This window comes from Streptomyces sp. NPDC001508, from assembly GCF_040298665.1.
Lineage (GTDB): Bacteria > Actinomycetota > Actinomycetes > Streptomycetales > Streptomycetaceae > Streptomyces.
In genome coordinates this window covers 120,203-144,436 of sequence record NZ_JBEPAP010000017.1, presented here as the reverse complement: position 1 = coordinate 144,436, position 24,234 = coordinate 120,203, and the positions used below count along the sequence as shown (strand labels likewise).

19 protein-coding genes are annotated in these 24,234 nt (G+C 73.3%); 7 read left to right on the top strand and 12 right to left on the bottom strand.

Features of this window, described 5'->3' with window-relative positions:
* Window positions 1-50: 50 nt before the first annotated feature.
* From exaC to ABT245_RS18110, 3 genes are all read right to left on the bottom strand, one after another.
* On the bottom strand, window positions 51-1,574 hold the full coding sequence (exaC, locus tag ABT245_RS18120) for an acetaldehyde dehydrogenase ExaC (RefSeq protein ID WP_351734626.1): 1,524 nt from the start codon (window positions 1,572-1,574) through the stop codon (window positions 51-53).
* Between the two features lie 56 nt (window positions 1,575-1,630).
* A complete protein-coding gene (locus ABT245_RS18115; protein ID WP_351734624.1) occupies window positions 1,631-2,950 on the bottom strand; it encodes a GAF domain-containing protein in 1,320 nt (439 codons plus the stop codon).
* 177 nt (window positions 2,951-3,127) lie between these two features.
* Window positions 3,128-3,727, bottom strand: a complete 600-nt coding sequence (locus ABT245_RS18110) for an N-acetylmuramoyl-L-alanine amidase (RefSeq protein WP_351734642.1) — start codon at window positions 3,725-3,727, stop codon at window positions 3,128-3,130.
* Between the two features lie 1,291 nt (window positions 3,728-5,018).
* Between ABT245_RS18110 and ABT245_RS18100 the strand changes: the two genes are divergently transcribed.
* Window positions 5,019-5,918 carry a DUF4232 domain-containing protein gene (locus ABT245_RS18100; RefSeq protein WP_351734622.1) on the top strand — a complete coding sequence of 300 codons (900 nt, stop codon included), beginning with the start codon at window positions 5,019-5,021 and terminating at the stop codon, window positions 5,916-5,918.
* A gap of 143 nt (window positions 5,919-6,061) precedes the next feature.
* Here ABT245_RS18100 and ABT245_RS18095 read toward each other — a convergent pair whose 3' ends face one another.
* On the bottom strand, window positions 6,062-6,553 hold the full coding sequence (locus ABT245_RS18095; RefSeq protein ID WP_351734620.1) for an NUDIX hydrolase: 492 nt from the start codon (window positions 6,551-6,553) through the stop codon (window positions 6,062-6,064).
* 96 nt (window positions 6,554-6,649) lie between these two features.
* Between ABT245_RS18095 and ABT245_RS18090 the strand changes: the two genes are divergently transcribed.
* Window positions 6,650-7,489: an alpha/beta fold hydrolase gene (locus tag ABT245_RS18090; protein ID WP_351734618.1), complete on the top strand. Its 840-nt coding sequence runs from the start codon at window positions 6,650-6,652 to the stop codon at window positions 7,487-7,489.
* 13 nt (window positions 7,490-7,502) lie between these two features.
* Here ABT245_RS18090 and ABT245_RS18085 read toward each other — a convergent pair whose 3' ends face one another.
* Both ABT245_RS18085 and xylB read right to left on the bottom strand, forming a co-directional pair.
* Entirely contained in the window at window positions 7,503-8,708 is a 1,206-nt protein-coding gene (locus ABT245_RS18085; protein WP_351734616.1) for an ROK family protein, read from the bottom strand.
* A 54-nt stretch (window positions 8,709-8,762) separates the two neighbouring features.
* On the bottom strand, window positions 8,763-10,208 hold the full coding sequence (xylB, locus tag ABT245_RS18080) for a xylulokinase (RefSeq protein ID WP_351734614.1): 1,446 nt from the start codon (window positions 10,206-10,208) through the stop codon (window positions 8,763-8,765).
* A gap of 191 nt (window positions 10,209-10,399) precedes the next feature.
* On the opposite strand from xylB, the gene xylA reads away from it, so the two are divergent.
* Window positions 10,400-11,566 (top strand): xylose isomerase, encoded by a 1,167-nt coding sequence (xylA, locus tag ABT245_RS18075; protein WP_351734612.1) that lies wholly within the window; start codon window positions 10,400-10,402, stop codon window positions 11,564-11,566.
* A gap of 152 nt (window positions 11,567-11,718) precedes the next feature.
* On the opposite strand, the gene ABT245_RS18070 is transcribed toward xylA, so the two are convergent.
* From ABT245_RS18070 to ABT245_RS18060, 3 genes are all read right to left on the bottom strand, one after another.
* Window positions 11,719-13,065: an esterase-like activity of phytase family protein gene (locus ABT245_RS18070; protein WP_351734610.1), complete on the bottom strand. Its 1,347-nt coding sequence runs from the start codon at window positions 13,063-13,065 to the stop codon at window positions 11,719-11,721.
* Between the two features lie 205 nt (window positions 13,066-13,270).
* Window positions 13,271-14,569 (bottom strand): SWIM zinc finger family protein, encoded by a 1,299-nt coding sequence (locus ABT245_RS18065; RefSeq protein WP_351734608.1) that lies wholly within the window; start codon window positions 14,567-14,569, stop codon window positions 13,271-13,273.
* Window positions 14,566-17,430: an SCO1167/SCO6262 family helicase gene (locus ABT245_RS18060; RefSeq protein WP_351734606.1), complete on the bottom strand. Its 2,865-nt coding sequence runs from the start codon at window positions 17,428-17,430 to the stop codon at window positions 14,566-14,568. The genes ABT245_RS18065 and ABT245_RS18060 overlap by 4 nt, the downstream gene beginning before the upstream one ends.
* A 256-nt stretch (window positions 17,431-17,686) precedes the next feature.
* Here ABT245_RS18060 and ABT245_RS18055 point away from each other — a divergent pair, with 256 nt between their 5' ends.
* Window positions 17,687-17,869: a tail-anchor membrane protein gene (locus ABT245_RS18055; RefSeq protein WP_067052638.1), complete on the top strand. Its 183-nt coding sequence runs from the start codon at window positions 17,687-17,689 to the stop codon at window positions 17,867-17,869.
* 234 nt (window positions 17,870-18,103) lie between these two features.
* Here the strand turns inward: ABT245_RS18055 and ABT245_RS18050 are convergent, their stop codons facing one another.
* The 3 genes from ABT245_RS18050 to ABT245_RS18040 form a co-directional block, all read right to left on the bottom strand.
* The gene (locus tag ABT245_RS18050) at window positions 18,104-18,946 is read right to left on the bottom strand and encodes a hypothetical protein (protein ID WP_351734601.1); all 843 of its coding nucleotides are present in this window, start codon (window positions 18,944-18,946) and stop codon (window positions 18,104-18,106) included.
* A gap of 140 nt (window positions 18,947-19,086) precedes the next feature.
* A complete protein-coding gene (locus ABT245_RS18045; protein WP_351734599.1) occupies window positions 19,087-19,383 on the bottom strand; it encodes a hypothetical protein in 297 nt (98 codons plus the stop codon).
* Window positions 19,384-19,536: 153 nt separating this feature from the next.
* A complete protein-coding gene (locus ABT245_RS18040) occupies window positions 19,537-20,136 on the bottom strand; it encodes a class I SAM-dependent methyltransferase (protein ID WP_351734597.1) in 600 nt (199 codons plus the stop codon).
* Window positions 20,137-20,287: 151 nt separating this feature from the next.
* Here ABT245_RS18040 and ABT245_RS18035 point away from each other — a divergent pair, with 151 nt between their 5' ends.
* From ABT245_RS18035 to ABT245_RS18025, 3 genes are read left to right on the top strand one after another with little or no spacing between them, the layout of a single operon-like run.
* Window positions 20,288-21,064 (top strand): MHYT domain-containing protein, encoded by a 777-nt coding sequence (locus tag ABT245_RS18035; RefSeq protein WP_351734595.1) that lies wholly within the window; start codon window positions 20,288-20,290, stop codon window positions 21,062-21,064.
* Between the two features lie 48 nt (window positions 21,065-21,112).
* A complete protein-coding gene (locus tag ABT245_RS18030; RefSeq protein ID WP_351734593.1) occupies window positions 21,113-23,794 on the top strand; it encodes a sensor histidine kinase in 2,682 nt (893 codons plus the stop codon).
* Window positions 23,791-24,228 (top strand): roadblock/LC7 domain-containing protein, encoded by a 438-nt coding sequence (locus ABT245_RS18025; RefSeq protein ID WP_351734591.1) that lies wholly within the window; start codon window positions 23,791-23,793, stop codon window positions 24,226-24,228. Before ABT245_RS18030 ends, ABT245_RS18025 begins: the two co-directional genes overlap by 4 nt.
* Window positions 24,229-24,234: the final 6 nt, after the last annotated feature.

Genomic DNA, 24,234 nt, shown 5'->3' with positions numbered 1-24,234 from the left:
GAAGGGCGCCTGACGGGTATCTTGCCTGGTCAGGCGCCCTTCTTTCGTGGCTAGAAGAAGCCCAGTTTCTTCGGGGCGTATGACACCAGGAGGTTTTTCGTCTGCTGGTAGTGCTCCAGCATCATCCTGTGCGTCTCGCGGCCGATCCCGGACTGCTTGTAGCCGCCGAAGGCCGCGTGCGCCGGGTAGGCGTGGTAGCAGTTGGTCCAGACGCGGCCCGCCTGGATGGCGCGGCCCGCCCGGTACGCGGTGTTGACGTCGCGCGTCCACACACCCGCCCCGAGGCCGTACAGCGTGTCGTTGGCGATCTTGATGGCGTCGTCGAAGTCGTCGAAGGAGGCGACCGAGACCACCGGTCCGAAGATCTCCTCCTGGAAGATCCGCATGCGGTTGTCGCCCTCGAAAATGGTCGGCTGGACGTAGTATCCACCCTTCAACTCACCCTCGTGGTCGACGCGTTCCCCGCCGGTGAGCACCCTTGCGCCCTCCTGCCGGCCGATGTCCAGGTAGGAGAGGATCTTCTCCAACTGGTCGTTGGAGGCCTGCGCGCCGATCATCGTGTCGGTGTCCAGTGGGTGGCCGGGCCTGATCTGCCGGGTGCGCTCGACCGCAGCGTCGAGGAACTCGGCGTAGTGACCGCGCTGGATCAGGGCCCGGGAGGGGCACGTGCACACCTCGCCCTGGTTGAGCGCGAACATCGTGAAGCCTTCGAGCGCCTTGTCGCGGAAGTCGTCGTCCCGCGCCCACACGTCGTCGAAGAAGATGTTGGGCGACTTGCCGCCGAGTTCCAGCGTGACCGGCTTGATGTTCTCGGAGGCGTACTGCATGATCAGCCGCCCCGTCGTGGTCTCGCCGGTGAACGCCACCTTCGCCACCCGCGGGCTGGACGCGAGGGGCTTGCCCGCCTCCACGCCGAAACCGTTGACGATGTTCACCACACCCGGCGGCAACAGGTCCGCGACCAGGCTCATCCAGTAGTGGATCGACGCCGGGGTCTGCTCGGCCGGCTTGATGACCACGGCGTTGCCCGCGGCGAGCGCGGGCGCGAGTTTCCACGTCGCCATCAGGATCGGGAAGTTCCACGGGATGATCTGCGCCACGACACCCAGCGGCTCATGGAAGTGGTAGGCGACCGTGTCGTCGTCCAACTCGCCCAGCGAGCCCTCCTGCGCCCGAATCGCGCCCGCGAAGTAGCGGAAGTGGTCGATGGCGAGCGGAATGTCGGCCGCCAGCGTCTCACGCACCGGCTTGCCGTTCTCCCAGCTCTCGGCCACCGCCAGCTGTTCGAGCGAGGCCTCCATACGGTCGGCGATCTTGAGCAGGATGCCGGCCCGCTCCGTCACCGACATACGGCCCCAGGCGGGCGCGGCCGCGTGCGCCGCGTCCAGCGCTCGCTCCACGTCCTCCGCGGTGCCGCGCGCCACCTCGGTGAACGGCTGTCCGTTCACCGGCGACGGGTTCTCGAAGTACTGCCCGCGCGCCGGCGGGACGTACGCACCGCCGATGAAGTGGTCGTAGCGCGCCTGGTAGGAGACGATCGCGCCCTCGGTGCCGGGCGCCGCGTAACGGGTCATCCTGGTCTGCCTCCGGTGAAGCGCTGCCCGCCGTCGGGCAGCTCGCGCGGCCAAGGCTAGGGACGCGGACGTTGCAACCACGTTGCGCGGCCGGTCGGCGCGGTGGCCGGCGTGGTGACCGGGGCGCGCGGTGCCGCCAGCTCCGACTCCAGTTCCTCAAGACGCGCCCGCACCGTCGCCGTCGGCCGCACTGCGGCGAGCGCCCGCCACACCTCCAGGTCCTCCTCTCCCCAGGGCGCGTGCGCCCACTCGGCCAGCAGATCGCAGTCACGGCGGGCGATCAGCGCCGCGCGCAGCCCGTCGGCGAGGTGCCGCCTGAGCCGCACCACGGCCGGTGCCTGCGAGCCGGGCAACAGCGGACCGGAGTACGCGGCCGCGGCCCCCGTGACCGCGCCCGCCGCCAGCCGCCGCTCCACCACGGCGACGTCGGACTCCACCAAAGCCGTCAGCCGGTACGGCCGCGACGCCAGCAGCCCCGGACCCAACAGCCTGCGAAGCCGGGCCAGTTCGGCGCGCAGAGTCACCGGCGTCACCGACTCGTCCTCGTACAACGCGCACTGCAACTCGTCGCCGGTCAGGCCCTCCGGGTGGCGGGCCAGCAGCACCAGCAGCTCGCTGTGCCGACGACTGAGGGCAATCCGACGCCCGTCCAGCAGGAGCCGCGCCTCGTCGCGGCCCAACGCGGTCAGACCGACCGCCCCTTCCGTGGGCCGCGGCGGGGCGAGCAGCGCGAGCTGGGACTCGGCGGCCCGCGCCACCGCCTGTACGAACCCCAGGCTGTGCGGGTGCGCCAGCCCGTCCCCGCCGGTGATGTCCACCGCCCCGAGCACCCGGCCGGTGCGCGGATCGTGCACCGGTGCCGCCGCGCAGGTCCACGGCTGCACCCGCCGGATGAAGTGCTCGGCCGCGAAGACCTGCACCGGCCGGCCGATGGCGACGGCCGTGCCCGGCGCGTTGGTCCCGACGGCGCTCTCCGACCAGCGCGCACCCGGCACGAAGTTCATCCGGTCCGCTCTGCGCCGGGTCGTCGGATGGCCCTCGACCCACAGCAGCCTGCCGTGTGCGTCGCACACCGCGAGCAGATGCTCGCCGTCCGCCGCGAACGTGCCCATCAGCTCACGGAACAGCGGCATGACCCGGGCCAGCGGGTGCTCCGCACGGTAGGCGCCGAGGTCGCCGTCGGTCAGTTCCACGTTCGCGCTGCCGTCGGGGCCCACGCCCGCCCGTGCGGAACGCCGCCACGAGTCCGCCACCACCGACCGCACCGGACGCGGCACCGTGCCGACGGTGGTGAACGTCTCGTGCGCGCGGCGCAGCACGCGGACGCGTTCGGCGGGGTCGGCCCCCGGCTCCAGGGCCACCCATGGATCGGTCAACAAGGCCTCCCCGGACGGCGATGCGATAGGGGACATCGTCACTCGGGGGGTGGGCGCGGACAACAGTTTCGACCGGTCTCACCCAAACGATGGGCGACGGGCGTGCGCCGGGCGCACAAGGCCCGGCGGGGCCTCGGCGAACGCCCGACGCAGCGCCACGCCGTACGCCGGGACCGGTCAGGTGAGGTTGACGAGTCTGATGTAGCGGGCCCAGTCCCAGTTCGGACCCGGATCGGTGTGATCGGTCCCGGGAACCTCGACGTGCCCGAGGATGTGCGCCCGGTCCTTGGGGATGTCGTATCTCTCGCAGATCGCCGCCGTCAGCCTCGCCGACTGCGTGTACATCGCGTCGGTGAAGTAGGCGGGTTGATCTACCCAGCCCTCGTGCTCGATGCCGATGCTGCGGGTGTTGTAGTCCCAGTTCCCCGCGTGCCAGGCGATGTCGGCCTCACGGACGCACTGCGCCACATGCCCGTCCGCGGAACGGACCACATAGTGCGCCGACACCTTCTTCTGCGGGTTCTGGAAGATGGACAGAGTGCTGGCATACGTCTCCTGGGTGACGTGGACGATCACGCGGTCCACAAGATAGGCGCTGGGACGGCTGGACGCCGTGTAGTTGGCGGTGCTCGCCGGCTGCGACTCGGCGGACGGGTAGTCGACGGCCTGGGTCTGCGCGCCGGCGCGTGCGTCGGGAAGCAGTGCATAGGGCACCGCGGCGAGCGCCGCGCCCTTCAGGATCCGTCGTCTGCTGGGCAGCGGTCGGGACCGGTCCATGGTCGATTTGCCTTTCGGTGTGGGGGGATTCGAGAACTGCCGTGGCGAGGTCGGGCGCGCGGCGCCTTCGTCGTCTCGCGCAGCCGTGTGTATGCCGCGGTGGGTCTTCCGGGCGGGCAGCCGTTCCTTGTGGGTCTTCGCCACGTATGTGTAGTTGGGGTCGCACACGTTGGCCAACGGTGATTCGACCGCTTGGGTCGCGAACTGGGCGCGTCCAACTCGGCGAATCCGTAAGTGCGCACCAGCCGTCGCACGAGGTCCGACTGGGAGATCCGGAAGGCGTCCTCCGAAGGGCGCGCCGAACCGGTCGAGACGATGTGGGTGTCCGACTCCAGACGGGGCCGCGGCGTGGCGATTCCCTGTGGAACGGCCCGGTCTGCGGGTTGGGGAAAGGGATCCCGCACACCTCGGACACCAGGTCCTTCTGGGACCGTACCCGTCCGCCGAAGCAGTCCTGCGTGTACAGGTCGAGCATCGTATCGGGGGTGATGAGCCTGCGCCGGGCGCCGCCAGCGCGCCACGGGTGGCGCGCCCCGAACGTCCTGACGTACGCGCCCCGTTCGGGCCGCACTGTCACACCTCGCGGGTCGGTCATCGCTTCGCGGCTCCTTTCTGCCGGGGCGGGTGGGCACGGGTGGGCCGAGGTGAAAGCGGGCGGTCGCGGTCATGCGCTCCGGATGACGTCGTATCAGGATCACCAGGGCGACGACTCCGGCGGCCATCCACACGCCGACCACGAGGCCCGCGTACGACACCGGCGCCGTCACTTCGGTGACGAAGTCGAAGGCCGGTATCCCGGCCGCGGTCGCCGGGCCGTAACCGAACCCGAGCCCGAGCCCCAGCAGGGCCCCGACGGCGACCGCGCTGCACACCGCAAGGCCCGCGACGGGGGAGCGGTACCAGGGGTGGAGGCGGGCGAGGAAGCCGGGCAGAACATGAATGCGGGCCGGTGCGCGACCCGATGGCGTCCTGCGCAGCCCTGTGATGGTCTCCCCCGACATCCGTGAACCCCCTCGGCCCTCGTCCCTTCGTCACCGTTGCGCACCCGTGGTCCCGGTCGGCCCGGTGCCCGGCTGCGGCTCGCGTGAATTACGGTACGGCGCTGGCGGGTTGGGCAGAAGTGCGGCGAGTGAATCGGTGGACGAGCGCGGAACTGTGGAAAACTCCGCCACCCGGCCGGGTGAATTGGCTCCGGATGCGGGACGACTGCTCTGTCTCTGTGACAGCGCTGTGACCGCAAGAGTGGTCCCGGTCACAGCACATCGCGGTCGCATCCTGGTCGACTCGGCGGATGCGTGCCACGTCACTCCCGCCGCTCGCGGCCGTCGCCGCCACCTTGCTCCTGACGGCCTGCGGCAGCCAGGTGCCGGCTCGGTCCTCCAGTGAGCCCGGCCGTCCCTCGTGCGATGCCGGCCCACCGCGGAAGTCGACCGCGACGGACGGAAGCGGCGGACCGGAGACGGACGGTGTCACCATCACCGACATCGGCGGACTGACCGGGGACTGCGCGGTGTTCCAGGTCACCAACCACCACGACAGGGCCTTCCGGTACACCATCACCTTCCGGTTCCGGCCGCACAACGGCGCGGCGCCGGTGATCGCGTCACGTGTCCTGGCGTCCGTCGCGCCCAAGGCCACCGTGACGGACACGGTCGGCACGCCTGCGCCGCCGACGGGCACGGCCGGCGGGGCGCAGGCGGAGGTGGAGGTGGTCAAGGTGCGCAGTGTCCCCACTGAGGAGGCACCGGCCCCGGGCGGTCCCTGCCCGTCGTCCGGGGTGCGTGTGTACGCGGACGAGGGCGACGCCGCCATGGGACTTCGCGTGGTGAGCCTCCGCCTGGAGAACTGCGGCACGGACACGTACCACATCGAGGGTTACCCCCGGCTGAGCGTGCTCGACGACGCCCACCGGACGGTGCAGGGGCTGCGGATCCTGCACGACGGGTCCGCCGTCGCCGGGAGTACGGGAGCCGACGGGCCGCCCGGGCCGCTGGCCCTGAAGCCGGGCGAGGGCGCGCACGCCGGACTGGTGTGGCGCAACACGGTGCTCTCCGGCACTGCGGTGAACGCCCCCTATGTGCGGGTGTGGGCGAAGCCGGGCGCCGCGCCGGTGACGGTGACACCGGAACTGGACCTGGGCACGACCGGGAAGCTCGCCGTCGGCCCGTGGAAGCGGACCGGGCGTCAGTGACCGCCCGGCACGCGGGGCAGCACACGGCCAGGGCCCCGGAACCGGTGCCGCCGCGGTCCGTCACTCGATCCGCCGGCCCCGGCGCGCGGCGTCCGCACCGCCGCTCCCATGCCGGCCGAAGGAGATGACAACCCTCCCGGCCGTCACACGGGAATGCTCTCCCGCAGGTATGCGAAGGTTCCGGCCGTTGCCGCCGTGTGCAGGGCGGTGAGCGCGGGGAGCCGGGCGGCGAGCGGTGTGCGCGTCAACTCGGCGAGGGTGAACAGCCCATGCCGGTCGTGCTCGGAGCTGAGCCGGATTCCCGCGTCCTCGGCGAGGATCCCCCCGTCGAAGAAGCAGTCGAGGACCGGACCCGTGCCGAGCACGTCCACCCGGTGGTCGACGCCGATCAATCGGGGCGTCGGGCCGAGTTCGAGGCCTGTCTCCTCCCGCGTCTCCCGCCGCGCCGCCGTCCACGGGTCCTCGCCGTGATCGAGCATCCCGCCCGGCAGCCACCAGGCTCCGGCGGCCGGCTGCCCGGGCCCGTAGCGCAGCAGCAGGAGGCGGCCCCGTCCGTCCAGCACCACCACGCACGACGCGAGAAGCGTCCGCGGCTGGGACTCGATCCACTGTTCACGGGGCACCCAGTTTGCCATGCACGCCTCCCGGTGTCGCATGCCGCATGTCTTCCACCCGCGACTGCCGGACAATCCGATTGCCCGGCCCCGAACGTTCCTGCGAGGGTCTGGGTCATGCCCGCCTTCACCGCGCACGACGGCACCCAACTGGCCTACCACGTCTTCGGCGACGGCTCCCCGCTGGTCTGTCTGCTGGGCGGCCCGATGCAGGCCTCCGCGTACCTCGGCGAGTTGGGCGGCCTGTCCGTTAGCCGGCGGCTCGTCCTGCTGGACCTGCGTGGCACCGGTGCGTCGCAGGTGCCGGACGACGAGGACTCGTACCGCTGCGACCGTCTCGTCGCGGATGTGGACGCGCTGCGCGAGCACCTCGGGCTCGACCGGATGGATCTGCTGGGGCATTCGGCCGGCGCGAACCTCGCCGTGCGCTACCTGGAGCGCCACCCGGGACGTGTCGGCAGACTCGCGCTGATCACCCCGAGCGTCATGGCCGTCGGCATCACGATCGGCGGCGGCCTGCGCCGCGACACTGCGGCGCTGCGCGAGGACGAACCCTGGTACCCGGCCGCCCGCGCGGCCCTTGAAGAGATCGTCGCCGGCCGGGCGACCGCCGATTCCTGGCGGGCCATCGCACCGTTCGCCTACGGCCGTTGGGACAAGACGGCGCAACACCACCGGGCCGCCGAGGAGTGGCAGCGGAACGACTCGGCCGCCGCCGTCTTCACCGCGGACGGGGCCTTCGACCCGGACACCACCCGAGCGGCACTCGCCGCCTTCGCACGGCCGGTGCTGCTGCTCGCCGGCGAGTTCGACCTGAACTCCCCGCCGGGCGCGATGGCCGAGTACACCGCGTTGTTCCGGGACGCCCGGTGCACCGTGCAACGGGGCGCCGGCCACTTCCCCTGGCTCGATGACCCCGACTGCTTCGTGGGCGCGGTCGGGGCGTTCCTCGGCTGAGGCGTTTTCGCCGTCAGGCGACGTGTTCGGCCACCGTCGCCGGATCGTCCAGGACGGCTCGCACCACGGAGTGCGCGGCCCCGAGCAGCGGCCCCTCGGAGCCGAGCCGTGACACCGACACGGGACAGGGCGGCCCCGCCGTGCGGTCCGCCAGTTCCCCCGTCAGCGACGGCAGGAGCCAGGGCGAGAGCCCGGCCAGCGCGCCGCCCAGCACCACGGACCGCGGATCGAGCAGGTTCACCGCCCCGGTCAGGGCGATGCCGAGCGCCGTACCGGCGTCGTGCAGGGCCCGTCGTACGCCCTCGTGTCCCTCGTCGGCGCGCCGGGTGAGCAAACCGACCAGATCCTCGCCGGGCGCGAGCCCGGCCGCGCGCAGGACCGCCTCCTCACCGGCGTACTGTTCGAGGCATCCGCGTCCGCCGCACGGGCAGCGCGGGCCGTCCGGGCGGACCGGGACATGGCCCAGCTCGCCCGCGAAGCCCCGGGTGCCGCGCAGCAGTTGTCCGTCCACGACGACCGCGGCACCGATGCCGATCTCGGCCGACACATGCAGGAAGTCCCTTGGGGTGTCCGCGCCCAGCCAGAGTTCCGCGAGCGCGCCGAAGTTGGCCTCGTTGTCCACGGTCAGCGGCAGACCGAGGGGCAGCAGGGCGCCGAGGTCGGTCTCCCGCCAGTCGAGGTTCGGGGCGCGCACGACCGTGCGGGCGTCGCGTGCCACCAGGCCGGGTACGGCGACCGCGAGCCCGGCGGGCCACAGGCCCGCCCGCTCCGCCTCGGTGACGACCCGGCGCACCAGGGCGGCGAGTTCGTCGAGCACCGGCCCCGCGGCACGGCCCCGGTTGGCGCCGTGCCGCACGGTACGCGCGCGTACCTCGCCGCGCAGGTCGACCGCGCACACCGCGAGGTGGTCGACGCCGACCTCCGCGCCGATCCCGGCCGGGCCGCGGCCGCTGACGGCGAGCGCCGACCCCGGACGGCCCACCCGGCCGGGCCGTTCGGGGCCCAGCTCCTCCAGCAGCCCCCAATGGGTCAGCTCCTCCACGAGGGTCGACACCGCGGCCCGGGTCAGCCCGATGCGTGAGGCGACCGACGCCCGGGAGAGCGGCCCCTCGGCGCTGACGGCGTGCATCACCCTGGCCAGGTTGCGGCGGCGCATGCCCTGCTGGGTGTCCGGCAGGCGGCCGGAACGGGCCGGGTCCTCGTGCGGCGGTGCGGTCATGCGTGCGTCGATCCTCGCTCCGTGTCCCTCAGCGGCGTTCCGGCGTGGCGCCGGTCACGCGGGGTCCGTCCCCCGGGCCAGCAGCAGGGCCGCGTCGGAGAGTACCCCGGAGATCCGGGCCAGCGTCGCCTCGTCCCGCTCCACCGGGTCCAGCACCGGACCCGCGGCCGTTTTCCAGCGGCGGGCGACCGCGGCCGGGTCCTCGCCGGTCAGCAGCCCGGCCGCCTGTGCCGCCGCGCCGAGCGCGACCAGTTCCCTGGCTTCGGGCACCTGCACGGGCCGCCCCGACAGCCGCCGTACCGTCTGTTGCCAGGCCGTGCCGCGGGCGCCGCCGCCGATCAGCAGCAGGGGTGTGCTCCGGTCGGCGTCCTCGTCGAGCACCAGGTCGAGGGCGCCGAGCAGCGCGTGCACGGCACCGTCGTACGCGGCTTGCAGGAGCTGCCCCGCCGTCGTGTCGTGGCGCAGTCCGTGCAGCAGGCCCGAGGCGTTCGGCAGGTTCGGGGTGCGCTCGCCGCCCAGGTAGGGCAGCAGGGTGACGGTGGTGCCGGGTTCGACCGCCTCCCGGTCCAGGCGCAGCAGCGCGGCGATGCGGTCGACGGCGAGGGTGCAGTTCAGGGTGCAGGCCAGCGGCAGCCAGTCGCCGTGCGCGTCGGCGAAGCCCGCGACCGTGCCGGTCGGGTCGGTAGGACGGTGCGTGGACACCGCGTACACGGTGCCGGACGTGCCGAGGCTCAGCACCGGGGTGCCGGGGCGCAGCCCGAGGCCGAGCGCGGCCGCGGCGTTGTCCCCGGTGCCGGGCGCCACCAGGGTGCCCTTGGAGAACGGCAGGTCATGGCTGTCGCGCACGGTGCCCGCCACCTCGCCGGGCCGGACCACGCGGGGCAGCAGCGCCGGGTCGAGCCCCACATGGGCGAGGGTCTCCTCGTCGTACGTCTCGGTGCCGGACGCCCACCAGCCGGTGCCGGAGGCGTCGCCGCGGTCCGTGGTGCCCTGACCGGTGAGGCGCTCGGTGAGGTAGTCGTGGGGCAGGCGCACCGCCTTGGTGGCGCGGACCGCGTCCGGCTCGTGCTCGGCCAGCCAGGCCCACTTGGTGACCGTGAAGGACGCCCCGGGCACGCTGCCGGTGCGCTCCGCCCAGGCCTTGGGGCCGCCCAGCTCCGCCACGAGGCGGCGGGCCTGCGGCGCCGAGCGCACGTCGTTCCACAGCAGGGCCGGCCGGACCGGTTCTCCCTCGCCGTCCAGGGTGACCAGACCGTGCTGCTGGCCGCCGATCGACACCGCGGCGGCCTCGCGCGCCGCGTCTCCGCACTGGCGCAGGGCCTCGCACAGGGCCTGCCACCACTGGCGCGGGTCGCTCTCCCGGCCCGCGCCGGAGGTGACGGTGTGCGGGGCCCGGCCGCTCGCCACGACCCGGCCCGTGGCCGTGTCGACGACCAGCGCCTTGGTGGACTGGGTGGATGTGTCCACGCCGACGACGAGCGGACCATCGGCTGCTGACATCGGGCTCTCCCTTTTCGGCGGCTCGGGGGATCTGACCTGGTCTTCTTGGACATGCCCGGGCGGTGATGTCCGGGTGGCGGCCTGGACATCACCCCTTTGGAGACATCTTCTCCCTTCCCAGGGACGCGACCGCATACTAATTTGTAAACCGCCATGACGAAATGGGTTGCAAGCCAGCAAGGAGCCGCGGCATGAGCTACCAGCCCACCCCTGAGGACAGGTTCACATTCGGCCTGTGGACCGTCGGCTGGCAGGGCCGGGACCCGTTCGGGGACGCCACCCGCCGGGCCCTGGACCCGGTCGAGTCGGTGCGACGCCTGGCGGAACTCGGCGCCCACGGAGTGACCTTCCACGACGACGACCTGATCCCCTTCGGATCCTCCGAGGCCGAACGCGACACCCACGTCACACGCTTCCGCCAGGCCCTGGACGCCACCGGCATGACCGTGCCCATGGCCACCACCAACCTCTTCACCCACCCCGTCTTCAAGGACGGCGCGTTCACCGCCAACGACCGCGACGTACGCCGCTACGCCCTGCGCAAGACCATCCGCAACATCGACCTCGCCGCCGAACTCGGCGCCCGCACCTACGTCGCCTGGGGCGGACGGGAAGGCGCCGAGTCCGGCGCAGCCAAGGACGTCCGCACCGCCCTGGACCGCATGAAGGAAGCCTTCGACCTGCTCGGCGAGTACGTCACCGGACAGGGCTACGACCTGCGCTTCGCCATCGAGCCCAAGCCGAACGAGCCCCGCGGCGACATCCTGCTGCCCACCGTCGGCCACGCCCTCGCCTTCATCGAACGCCTGGAACGCCCCGCCCTGTACGGCGTCAACCCGGAAGTCGGCCACGAGCAGATGGCCGGCCTCAACTTCCCGCACTCCATCGCGCAGGCCCTGTGGGCGGGCAAGCTCTTCCACATCGACCTCAACGGCCAGAGCGGCATCAAGTACGACCAGGACCTGCGGTTCGGCGCCGGCGACCTGCGTGCCGCGTTCTGGCTGGTCGATCTGCTGGAGAGCGCCGGCTACGACGGCCCGCGCCACTTCGACTTCAAACCGCCGCGCACCGAGGACCTGGACGGTGTGTGGGCCTCCGCGGCCGGCTGCATGCGCAACTACCTCATCCTCAAGGACCGCTCCGCCGCCTTCCGCGCCGACCCCGAGGTCCGGGACGCCCTGAAGGCCGCCCGCCTCGACCAGCTCGCCCAGCCCACCGCCGCCGACGGCCTCAGCGCCCTCCTCGAAGACCGCACCGCCTACGAGGACTTCGACATCGAGGCCGCCGCCGCCCGCGGCATGGCCTTCGAACACCTCGACCAACTCGCCATGGACCACCTCCTCGGCGTCCGGGGCTGAACGCACGCGCGCGTGGGGCGGCGCATCTCCTGCCGCCCCACGCGCGCGTACCTATGTTGTCTGTCGGGCAAGTCGGTGAGTAATGGCAGCCTGCCACCCCACGCGCGCGTACCGATGACCGGCGGTACCGCCGACTTCCCCCGTGCGGGACGTCAGATGCCGTGGGGCAGCCGGACGTAGGTCACGGTCGTCTCGATGCCGCTGTCGACGAGCCGGCCCTGCGCGTCGAAGGCGCCCGAGCCGTCCGTCATCCCGAAGTCGTTGTCGTTGATGAGGGCGAGCGTGTCGTGGTCCACGCGTGCGATGCCCTCGATCTTGCCCGGCACCCCGCTCACCGCGCCGAGGTCGACCACGAGCCGCTTGGCGAGCACCGGCACGCCCGCGGCGGCCGGGTCGTCCAACTGCTCAAGCGAGGGTGACGTCGTGTCGTCGTCCCAGGCGCCGCCGAGGATGTCGGCCTTGCGACTCAGCTTCACCACCTGGAGGCGGGCCGCCTTGTCGGTGCGCTCCTCGACCAGCAGCCGGTCACCGCCGAGCGCCACCACCGAGGAGATCTTCAGCTCGGACGTGTCGTCCTCGCTCGGGTCGACCACGGCAACCGGGTCGAACCGGTAGGCGTACTCGGCGGTGACCGCGTGCTTCTTCGGCGAGAAGCGCAGCAGCCGGGTCGTGCGTGAGGCGTTCCCGGCGTCCGCGTCCGGCAGCGAGAGCGGGCTCTGCACGGCCATCACGAGGTCGCCGCCGGGCAGCAGCGCCAGCCCCTCGAAACCGCGGTTCACCTTGCGGTGCAGCAGCACGGACGGCAGCGCCTCCACCACCGGGTAGTCGGCACCGGCCAGGTTCAGCCCCTCGGGCACGTACCGGGTGAGCACCCTGCCGCGCGCCGACACATGGACCAGCGAGGGCCCGTACTCGTCGACCAGCCAGAACGTCCCGTCCGCGGCCCGCACGATGCCCTCGGTGTCCAGGCCGTTCGGGTTGTACGCCAGCGGCGTCCTGGCGTCGTAGCCGTACGGAGCCTCGTCGCGCGCCTTCTGGTTGGACAGCCCGGTGACGGCCTTCCCGGAGGACGTGGTCAGGGGGATCGCGTCGATCACCTTGACGCTGTCCGCGGACACCCGGATCTTCACGATCGCCGGGTCGAAGCCCGGTACGGGGAACGTACGGCGCTTTTGGCCGTCCACCTTGATCTGGCCGTTCGGCCCGCGGTCGGTCACCGTCCAGAACTCGTTCTTGCGGCCCGCGGGGTACATGTCGCTGCCGATGCCGCCGAGGTCCACACCCCGGTCGTCGGCGACGCTGCCGGGCAGCAGGGCGTTGCTGAACGTGCCCAGCGGGATGTCCGCGAGCGTCGCCGTGCGGACGACATGGGCCTTCGCCGCCCCGGACGGCGCCGCGGCGGCCGTACCGGCCGCCACGAGCGCGGCTGCCAGGGCCAGCGGAAGCCCCGTAGCGACAAAACGGTGGGCTCGGCGCCGGCCGGCGGGGTGCGAGGACATCGGGCCTCCAGGGGTCAAGTTCTTCGGCACTGGCCAGATTTGGGTCCCGGAAGGAAATCGGTGCTACCGCCGCGTGAACGCCGGGCGTCGCCCGCTCGTCCAATCGACGGGACCCCGGGTCCGGCCGACGTTCCGTCAGTACGACGCCGGTCCGGGGTGCTCCCGTCAGCGGGTTCCGGGGCACGGCCGGCGTGCCGTCAGACCCTCATTCCCGCATGTCGTTGGGTACTTCGGGGCCCGCGGACCGCTCCTCCTCAAGGGTGAGCCGGGCTGCCGCGAGGGCCGTCGCCGGATCCCGCGCCGCGTGCCCCGCGGGGATCCAGTGGCCGAGCAGCAGGTAGGGCCACCAGCGGCCGTCCCGCCCCAGCCGCACCTGCACGCCCGCGCCTTGGACGGTCCACCGGTTGCCGGCCCGCCGCAGCGCCGGCCGGTCGTCCTCGTCCCATGCGGCGTCCAGCGCGGCACGCGCGCGTGCCAGGGCGCCGCCCTCCACCTGCCACTCCTCGTCGAGCACGGCCAGCGCCTCGGCACCGCCGTGGCGCCAGGCCCGCACCGCCGTCGCCAGCCCTTGCGCGTCGCGGCCCGATCCGTGCGCCAACCGGTGCGCGAGGTCCCCGGCGGGCGCGCCCGCGGCGAGCCGCACGGCGTCCTGGCCCACCGTCAACTCCGGTTCGTGTCCCACCTGTCCCGGTTCGTCGTGGAGCGCCCCGGCGAGCAGCCGATACGCCTCCTCGGCGGTGCGCGCGGCCAGGTGGGCGAGGGCCTGCGGGTCGATACCGGGCGCGGGTGCCGCCTCGGCGTCGAGGGTCGGCGGCCGGCCCGGCTCATCGGGAAGCGGGGGCGGGGCGGGCAGGGGCGGCAGGATGTCGCCGGCCGCCCAAGCCTCCGCGGCGTCCGCTCCGTCCGGCTCGTCGGCCGGACCCTCGGGCACCGCGGTACGCACCTGTAGGGCGTCCAGCAGGGCGCGCCTGCCCCGTCCCCGCAACAGCAGCAGCACGAACGGATCCTCGTCCAGCAGCCGCGCCACCTGGTGGCACAGCGCCGCCGTGTGCCCGCAGTGGTCCCAGGCGCCGCAGTCGCACTCCGGCTCCAGGTCGCCGAGGCCCGGCAGCAGTTCGATCCCCGCGACCGCCGCGTCCTCCACCAGATGGGGCGGCAGCTCGCGGTCGAGCAGCGCCGCCATGTGCCCGGCCCGCTCGACGACCAGGTCGAGCAGCCGGTCCCACTGTTCGTCCGACAGCTTGGGCAACAGCACGTCGGCCCGGTGTGCGGCGCGTCCGGGGTCCCGGACCACGGCCGTGACCCGGCCGGGCCGCACCGAGACCGCACCCACCGCTGCCGAGCGCGCGAGCCGGCGTCCCGCCTTCACCTGAGCCCCGTCCAGCGCGGTGTCCTCCAGAGCCCGCAGCCACGCCCGGCCCCACCACGTCTGTGCGAAGCCCCTCCCGTGTGCGGGCGGCAGAGCGGGGAACGTGCGCTCCACCATCTCGTCGTACCGGGTCATCGCGCCTCCCCGCGCAGCTCCACCAGTTCGGCCAGTTCCGTGTCCGCCAGTTCCGTGAGCGCCGCCTCGCCGGAGCCGAGCACGGCGTCGGCCAGGTCCTGTTTGCGGCTCAGCAGCTCCGCGATGCGGTCCTCGACGGTTCCCTCGGCGATCAGCCGGTGCACCTGCACGGGCCGCCGCTGGCCGATGCGGTACGCGCGGTCGGTGGCCTGTGCCTCCACCGCGGGGTTCCACCAGCGGTCGTAGTGCACGACGTGCTCGGCCCTGGTCAGGTTCAGGCCCGTGCCGGCCGCCTTCAACGAGAGCAGGAAAACGGGCACTTCACCCTCCTGGAAGCGCTGCACCAGCGCCTCGCGCTCGGTCACCGGTGTGCCGCCGTGCAGCAACTGCGCCGGCACACCGCGGGCCGCCAGATGCCGTTCCAGGAGGCGTGCCATCCGCACGTACTGGGTGAAGACGAGCACGCCCGCCCCCTCGGAGAGGATCGTGTCGAGGAGTTCGTCCAGCGAGTCCAGCTTCCCCGACCGTCCGGCGATCCGGGCGGCGTCCTCCTTGAGGAACTGCGCGGGGTGATTGCAGATCTGCTTCAGCCCCGTCAGCAGCTTCACGACCAGCCCACGGCGCGCCATCCCGTCGGCCGTGGAGATCGCCTCCAGCGTCTCCCTGACCAGGGCCTCGTACAGGCCCGCCTGTTCCCCGGTCAGCGGTACCGGGTGATCGGTCTCGGTCTTCGGCGGCAGCTCGGGCGCGATGCCCGCATCCGACTTGCGGCGCCGCAGCAGGAACGGTCGCACCAGCCGGGCGAGGCGCTGCGCGGCGGCGGGGTCCCGGCCGCCCTCGACGGCCTGCGCGTACCGGGCGCGGAAGGCGCTGTGGCGCCCCAGCACCCCGGGTGTCGTCCAGTCGAGGATCGCCCACAGCTCCGACAGGTCGTTCTCCACCGGGGTGCCGGTGAGCGCCACGCGTGCGCGTGCCCCGACGGAGCGCAGCGCCCGCGCCGTCGCCGAGTACGGGTTCTTCACATGCTGTGCCTCGTCGGCGACGACCATGCCCCAGGGGACCTCGCCGAGCCGTTCCGCGTGCGGGCGGAGCGTGCCGTACGTCGTGAGGACGAACTCACCGTCGGCGGGCGCCTCCAGAGTCCGCCGCGGGCCGTGGAAGCGGCGCACCGGCGTGCCGGGCGCGAACTTCTCGATCTCCCGCTGCCAGTTGCCCAGCAGGGACGCCGGACAGACCACGAGCGTGGGTCCGGCCGCGGCGGGGTCGGTCTGGCGATGCAGATGCAGGGCGATCAGCGTGACGGTCTTGCCGAGGCCCATGTCGTCCGCCAGGCAGCAGCCGAGCCCCAGGGACGTCATCCCCACCAGCCAGGTGAAACCCCGCAGTTGGTAGTCCCGCAGGGTGGCGGCGAGCGCCGGGGGCGGACAGACCGGCTCCTGTCCCTCCGGGTCCGCGAGCCGCTCCCGCAGCTGTGCCGGCCATCCTGTGGGCCGCACGTCGACGGGGCGTCCGTCGACCTCCGTCGAGCCGGTCAGCACGGCGCCCAGCGCCTCGACGGGGGTGACCTCGCGGTCCTGCCGCGCACGGACGCGACGGGCCTCCTGAGGATCGATCAGCACCCACTGGTCACGCAGCCGCACCAGAGGGCGGCCGGCCTCGGCCAGTCGGTCCAGTTCCGCACGGGACAGGTCCCGGCCGCCCAACGCGAACGACCAGGTGAACGCGAGCCGGGTGTCGGCCGACAGGAACGACGGCACCTGTGCCCCCGCCGTGCCCCGTGTGCTCCCGTCGGCCGGCGGCCCGATGTCCACCCGGGCGGACCACTCGCGCGACAGCTCCTTGGGCCAGTGCACCTCGACGCCCGCCGCGGACAGCGCACGGGCGCCCGCTCCGAGGAGGTCGGTGATCTCGTCGTCGGCGAGTTCGACGCGGTCCGGCACGGTCGCCGAGAGCAGGGCCGCGAGCGGCGGCCAGGCACGCGCCGCGCGGCGCAGGGCCAGCAGGGTGTCCAGTCGCGCGCGGGGGCCGAAGGCCGGACCCGAAGGACCGGATCCGGACCACACCTCGGCCGCGTCCGCGACGGCCGCCGGGCCGCCGACGGTGTGCACCTGTAGGACGGCACCGAACCGCGGCGGGGCGTAGTCGTGCAACGCGGCGTCGAGACCGGGCACCTCGATCCGCAGTGAGAGCCGTACCCCGGCGTCGTGCCCCGCGGCGACGTCGTCGGCCCAGGCCCGCTGCTCGGGCAGATGCCGCGGCTGCGCCGTCGCGTACGCCGGGCCGCCCGTGACCAGCGCAGCGGCGGGGGAGCGGGGGAGCGTGTCGGCGACCGCGTCCAGGAAGTCGCGCAGCAGCCGCTGCGGGGCGGGCAGCCGGGGCGGCACGATGTCGTCCACCGGGGTGGCGTGGGCCTCCGGCGGCATGGAGGCGGCCAGTTCGCGGACGAGTTCCGTCTCCCCGGCGGTCAGGGGGCCGACCCGCCAGGCGTCATGATCGCCAGGGGAGAGCCCGGGCAGCAGCAGGCCCCGTGCCAGGAAGTGCAGGGCCAGCACACCTGCCGAGCCCCAGAACGCGGTGGCCCGGTGGGCGAGCGGGTCGGCACGCGCGCGTGTGAGCACGGGGAGGGCGGCGCGCACCGGCAACAGCACCGCGGGCACCCGCACCCGCTCGACCCCGCGCTCGCCGGGCACCGCCACGACCAGGTCGGCGACGGCTTTGAGGCCCGAAGGGGCGGGGAGGGCGCCGTCGGGCCGCCAGAAGGCGAAGCGGCCGGCACGCGCGGGGTCGGCCGGGACGAACACGGCGGGGCAGCGGGCCAGTTCAGACGGCTCGAAGGGGGGCGCCGCGGTGATGCTGTGCACAGCTCTGCCGACTCCTCAAATTTGACTACCGAAGCGAGGTCGCCGAGGTTACCCCACCTCCGCGGTCGACCCCGAACGGTTAGGCTGTGAACTGAGTCACTTCACTTGGTGTTCGATGTGCGGCAGGGATGTCCGGCCTCGGGGTGCTTGAGGGTCGCATATCAGGGACGTCTCAGGGTCGCGGTCCGGAACCGTGGGAAGCACGGGCCCGTTTTCACAGCAGAGAGCGGCAGTGGCCGTGAAGGAGGCGACGCACATGTCGAAGAACGCGAAGATCGCCGCAGGGGGTGTGGCGGTCGGGCTCATCCTGCTGATATGGCTGCCCTGGTGGGTGGCGTTCCTGATCGTGGTGGGCGTTCCCGCCGCCGCGTATCTTGCGCTGGACCCCTCGCAGCGGCGCAGACTGCGCCGGGTGACCCGCAAGGAACTCGGCCGCTGAGGCGCTGACTGCGCGGCGCGTCGGACTTCGCACGCAAGCAGGCCACGTCGCCGCCCGTGGACCGGCCGACGGCACGGTCCGGGGCGGCGACGGCCTCGCTCCGCACGGCCGGGTGCCCGCCCCGGGCCACGGGTTCGGCTCCGCCGCGGGCCCGGCGCGGTGCTTCCCGGCCGCCGCCGCACGACAGATGCCCCCGGCTCAACTGGGGCCGCCGGTCAGGCTGCGGCAGCCGGCTCAACTGGGGCGCACGGCCAGCTTGTCGAGTGCCTCCAGGAGCCCGGGCAGTTCCGGGCCGCGGCCCACCGGCAGCACTTCGCCGGGTTCTTCGTCCAGGAGCACGAACGCGATGTCGTCGGTGCGGGCCACCATCGACCAGCCGGGCCCGTCGGCGCGCAGGGTCCGGGCGTCGCCAGGGGCGAACGACGAGCGGACCCGGCCGAGCGGTGGTGGTGTGTCCACATAGGCGTGGGCCTCGGCCAGGACCCGCCGGATGCCACGGTGGCCCTTGGCCGGCCGCCCCGTGCCCTCCGGGACGGTCTCCGCGGCCTTGTCCTGACCCGCGGTGGGCCCGGAGAAGTCGGCGTCGTCGATCTGTTCCCGCCACAGCGCCCACTGCAGGGCGATCTCGTCGGCGCCCAGCCGCCGCTGGGCCGGGCCCCAGATGCCGGTGTCCGGCGGGGCCAGCGGCGGGCCGTCCGCCACGTCGGGTGCGGGATCGTGCGGCGCCGGCACGCCCGGTGCGGCGACGGCGACCGCGAGCGGCCAGCCCGGCAGGGCCGCGACCACCGTGCGCTCGTCCGGCGACAGGTCGTGCTCCATGCCGCAGTCCCAGGACGCGATCGCGACGGCGACCAGCGAGACGTCGTCGACGGCGACCGTCCAGCGGGCGCCCTCGCCGTCCTGACCGAGCACCAGGCCGTACCCGCCGGCCAGCGGCGCGAGTCCGAGCGCCGCGCAGGCCTCCGGGTAGTCGTCGCCCAGCACGCTCGGAAACTGCGCCGGCGTCAGCAGTACTGCCGTGAGCACGTACAGCGCATCGTCCGCGGCGGCGACGACCTCCTCGTCCGTCCCGGCCATTCCAGCCTCCCCAGTGGTTCGTCCGACGGCGCGCACCCTAGTGCCGGCGGAAGCCGCTTGTCACGACTCCTCTTCCCACCCGGAGCTGCAGTTTTCCGCCTGGACATGGGCGAAACGGCCGTGCGGCCACGGCCGGACGCTCAGGCCGCAGGCAGCCCCAGGAGATCACGGGCCACCGCGCGCGGCGACGCGCCCCGCTCCTGGGCGAGCGCGACGACGGCCCGGCACGCGAGCTCGCTCACGCCGAACGACAGCGCCTCCGGGGACACCCAGGCCGCCGCCTCGTCGATCCCGTCCTGGTCGTCCTCCGCGCGGGCCGACACATAGGCGGCCGCGGCATCGAACAAGTTGTGAGCACGGCGTTCACGAGGTCCGGCGCTCTGCGCGCGTGCGGAACCGCGGAATCCGGCGACGTACGTGCGGATCCTGTCGAACATGCGGACCACCTTCCCTTGTGCTCTCGTCGTGGGGTCGTTCACCTGTTCCCGTCAACGTAGGGTCGCGAGCGCGGCGGCAGAAGGGGGCGGCCCGGTGGCGCAGGAGCACCGCCACCGCGATCCGGCCCGCTCGGGGCGTGCGCGGCGCCGCGCTCACCCCTCCCGGACGGCCAGGGCGAGGAAGCGGGCGTCCTCGTCGACGTACGACGTCATACGCCACCCCGAACCGGACAGCAGCGGCCGGAGGTTGGCTTCGGCGCGCAGGTCGCCCGGGGTGATCCGGCGTCCCTGGCGGGCCGCCAGCGCCGCGCGGCCGATCGGATGGAAGAGGGCCAGCGTGCCGCCCGGCCGCACCACCCGCGCCAGCTCCCGCAGATTCTCGGCGGGGTCGGGGAGATGCGCGATCAGCCCCGCCGCGAACGCGGCGTCGAAGACCCCCGACCGCAGCGGCAGCGCGGCCACGTCAGCGAGCAGCAGCCACCCGTCCGCGTTCCGGCCCGCGCGTACCGCCTCGTCCAGCATCGCCGGGGTCAGGTCGACGCCCACGACCAGCCCCGAGGGACCCACGGCCGCGCGCAACGGCGGCAGGGCGCGGCCGGTGCCGCAGCCCGCGTCGAGCACGCGGTCACCCGGCCGCAGCCCGAGATCGGCGACGGCGTCCGCGTAGGCGGGGCCGTCGTCCGGGAACCTCTTGTCCCAGCCGGCCGCGCGGGCTGTGAAGAACTCCTGCACACGCGTGTGGTCTTCGCTCATGCCCGGCATGATCCCGCAGGGCGCGAAGGATGTCTCAGTGCGCATGTTCGAGCCTGACGCGATCGTTCCATTCCATCTCTGTGTCATATTCCAACACCTTTCGAAACGCGCCCCCATGGTGCGCCCCTGCCCCGGCTAGCGTCCCGGGGCCATGGGACACCTGGACCACGCCGCCTTGGGTTGGCTGACCCCCGTGCTGTCGTACACGATGGCCTGCATCGGATCCGCGCTCGGGCTGCGCTGCACCGTACGCGCGCTCGCCGCCACCGGCCCCTCGCGCCGCAACTGGCTGGTCACCGCGGCCACCGCGATCGGCACCGGCATCTGGACCATGCACTTCGTGGCCATGCTCGGTTTCCGCGTCAGCGGCACCGACATCCGCTACGACGTGCCGCTGACCGTCCTCAGCCTCCTCGTCGCCATGCTCGTCGTCTGCGCCGGGGTGTTCGCCGTCGGCTACGGCCGTGACCGCACCCGGGCCCTCGCCCTCGGCGGGCTCACCACCGGAGTCGGCGTCGCCAGCATGCACTACCTGGGCATGGCGGCGATGCGCCTGCACGGCGGCGTCGACTTCGATCCGGTCCTCGTCGCGCTCTCCGTACTGATCGCCGTGATCGCGGCCACCGTGGCCCTGTGGGCGGGGCTGAACATCAAGTCGCCCGTCGCGGTCACCGTCGCCTCGCTCGTCATGGGGGCGGCCGTCAGCAGCATGCACTACACGGGCATGTTCGCGGTGAGCGTCCACGTCACCCCGTCCGACGCGGTGCTGCCCGGGGCCACGGCGATGCAGTTCATCTTCCCCCTCGCCGTCGGCCTCGGGTCCTATCTGTTCCTCACCTCGGCTTTCGTCGCGCTCTCGCCCACGGCAGGGGAGCGCGAGGCCTCCGCCTCGGCCCAGCGGCCCGTCGAGGGCGCCGCCGCCCGCTAGCCGGACCCGGCACCAGCGCGCCCCGAACCACCACCGAACGAGGAGCCCATGCGCACACCCCGGAGGACCCCAGAGGGCGGTACCCCGGCGCCGTCCCCACCGCCCGTCCGCGGTCGCCGAGCGCACGCCGGACCACCCGCCGACGAAGGCGCGGACGGGTCGGTGGGCACCGTGCCGGAGCCCGCGGCCAGGCGCGCGGGGCGCTGGCGGACACGGCCGCGGACCGTGCGGGCCAAGGTCGTCTGCCTCCTGATGGTCCCCGTCGTCTCCCTGCTCGCGCTGTGGGCCTACGCCACCGTCAGCACCGCGCAGGACGTCTCCCGGCTGCGCCAGTCCCAGCACGTCGACGCCCAGTTGCGGGCCCCGGTCGCGGCGGCCGTGGCCGCCCTGCAGGCCGAACGCGCGGCGGCGGTCCGGTACACGAGCGCCCCGCCGGCCGGGCAGGGCGGCGGCCTCAAGGCACTCGGCGCGCGAACGGACCGGGCCGTGGCCGCACTCCGGCTCGGCGACGACCACACCGTCGCCGACAGCGGAGAACTGCCCACCGACGTCGCACGGCGCCTCGCGGACTTCGTCACCGGAGCCGAACGCCTGCGCACGCTGCGGACGGCGGTGCTCGACGGCCGCGTCGACTGGGACGAGGCGTACGGGCAGTACACCACCACCATCGCCACGGCCTTCGGCGTGGGCGGAGCCCTCGCCGGCATTCAGAGCGACGAGGTCGGCGCCGACGCGCGCGTGCTGCTCGAATTCGCCCACGCGGGCGAGGGACTGGCACAGGAGGACGCGCTGCTCACCGGCGCGCGTCAGGCCGACGGGCTCGACGGCGAGCGGCTGCGGCTGTTCGCCGCGGCGGTCGGCACCCGGCGCGCCTTCACCGAGACGGCCGTCGCGGACCTGCCGGGGGCACAGCACGCCGCCTGGCTCCGCCTCGCCGACAGCGGCGCCTACCGGGCCGTCACGGCCGTCGAGGACAAGGCCCTGGCGAGCCGCCCGGGCGCCCGGACGGCAGACGCGGCCCCCGACACCTGGGAAGCCGCGCACGCGCGCGTGCAAGGCGGCATGCGGTCGATCGAGACGGACACGGGCCGGGCCGTCGCGGGCCGCGCCGACCCGTTCGCGCGCGGTGTGCTCACCCCGGCCGGCGCTGCGGTCCTCTTCGGCCTGCTGGCGGTCGCCGCCTCGCTCGTCATCTCCGTACGCATCGGACGGGGAATCGTCGTGGAACTGGTGAGCCTGCGCAACGACGCCCTGGAGATCGCCCGCCGCAAACTCCCCGCGGCCATGCGCAGGCTGCGCGCCGGGGAAGAGATCGACATCCTGGCCGAAGCGCCACCCGGTCCACCCGCGCAGGACGAGACCGGACAGGTCGCCGAGGCCCTGACCACCGTGCACCGGGCCGCCCTGAGCGCCGCCGTGGAGCGCGCCGAACTCGCCAGCGGCATCTCCGGTGTGTTCGTCAACCTCGCCCGCCGCAGCCAGATCCTGGTGCACCGCCAGCTGAGCCTGCTGGACAGCATGGAGCGCAGGTCCGAGGACCCGAACGAACTGAGCGACCTCTTCCAGCTCGACCACCTCACCACCCGTATGCGGCGCCACGCGGAGAGCCTGATCATCCTCTCCGGAGCCGCTCCCGGACGTGCCTGGCGGATGCCGGTGTCCCTCACGGACGTGGTGCGGGCGGCCGTCTCCGAGATCGAGGACTACGCGCGCGTGGAGGTGCGCAGGCTCCCCGAGACGTCGGTCGTCGGCGCGGCCGTCGCCGACCTGACCCATCTGCTCGCCGAACTGGTCGAGAACGCCGCCCAGTTCTCCCCGCCGCACACGCGCGTGCGCATCACCGGCGAGCCCGTCGGCAACGGCTACGCCGTCGAGATCGAGGACCGCGGCCTGGGCATGGGCAAGGACACCCTCGACGAGGCGAACCGGCGCATCGAGCAGTCCGAGGCGCTCGATCTGTTCGACAGCGACCGGCTCGGCCTGTTCGTCGTCAGCAGGCTCGCGGCGCGCCAGGGCGTCAAAGTCCATCTGCGTCCCTCCCCCTACGGTGGCACCACCGCGGTGGTGCTGCTCCCGACGGGCCTCCTGCACAGCGGTCCCGCAGACGGTGCCGCAGGCTTCACCGCGCAGCCGCGGCAACCGGCGGAACACGCGTACGCTCGCGTGCCCGGTGCCACTCCGCCCCAGGAAGCCGTCGCCACCGCGGTGGACCGGCCCGCTCTCGTCGCCACCGGCCGCGCGGCGCCCGGACCGGTGCCCGAAAACCCGCCTCCCGGAGTCAGGCCGGTGTCCGAAATCCCGCCTCCTGGAGTCAGGCCGGTGCCCGAAAACCCGCCTTCCGGAATCAGACCGGTGCCCGAAGACCCGCCCTCCGGAGCCGGTCCGTCACACGAAGACGCGCCTCCCGGAGCCGGGCCGGCAACCGATCTCACGCGCCCCGGAGTCACGGCCTTGCGACTGCACCGCACGACGGAAACCTCCGAGCCCGCCGAAGACCTCCCGCGCCGGGTGCGGCAGGCGAACCTCGTCCCGCAACTGCGCGGGCAGCGGCCCGAGGAACCGGCTGGGACCTCCGGATCCGACGACGACCGGCGCACCCCCGAACTCGTACGGGACCGCATGACCGCCTACCGCGCCGGATGGACGCGCGGCGGCGGCCGGCCACCCGGCCGTGACGCCGGGCGGGGCCGAGGCACGGGCCGAAACAGCAGCGAAGGAGATCCCGCATGATCCAGGACCCCAACACCGGGGCCGTCCGGCACTCCGGCGAACTCGACTGGCTGCTGGACGACCTGGTGGCACGCGTGGGCGAGGTACGGCACGCCGTGGTGCTCTCGAACGACGGCCTCGCCATCGGCGCCTCCACCGGCCTGGCCCGGGAGGACGCGGAGCACCTGGCCGCCGTGGCGTCGGGCTTCAACAGCCTCGCCAAGGGCGCCGGCCGGCACTTCGGCGCGGGCGGCGTGCGCCAGACCATGGTGGAGATGGACGACGCGTTCCTGTTCGTCGCCGCGGCCGGAGACGGCTCGTGCCTCACCGTCCTCACCGCCGTGACCGCGGACATCGGACTGATCGCCTATGAGATGGCACGGCTCGTCAGACGGGTCGGCGAACACCTCTACACGCCGCCGCGCGCCACCGCCCGGCCGTCGGCCGCCGGATAAGCAGGA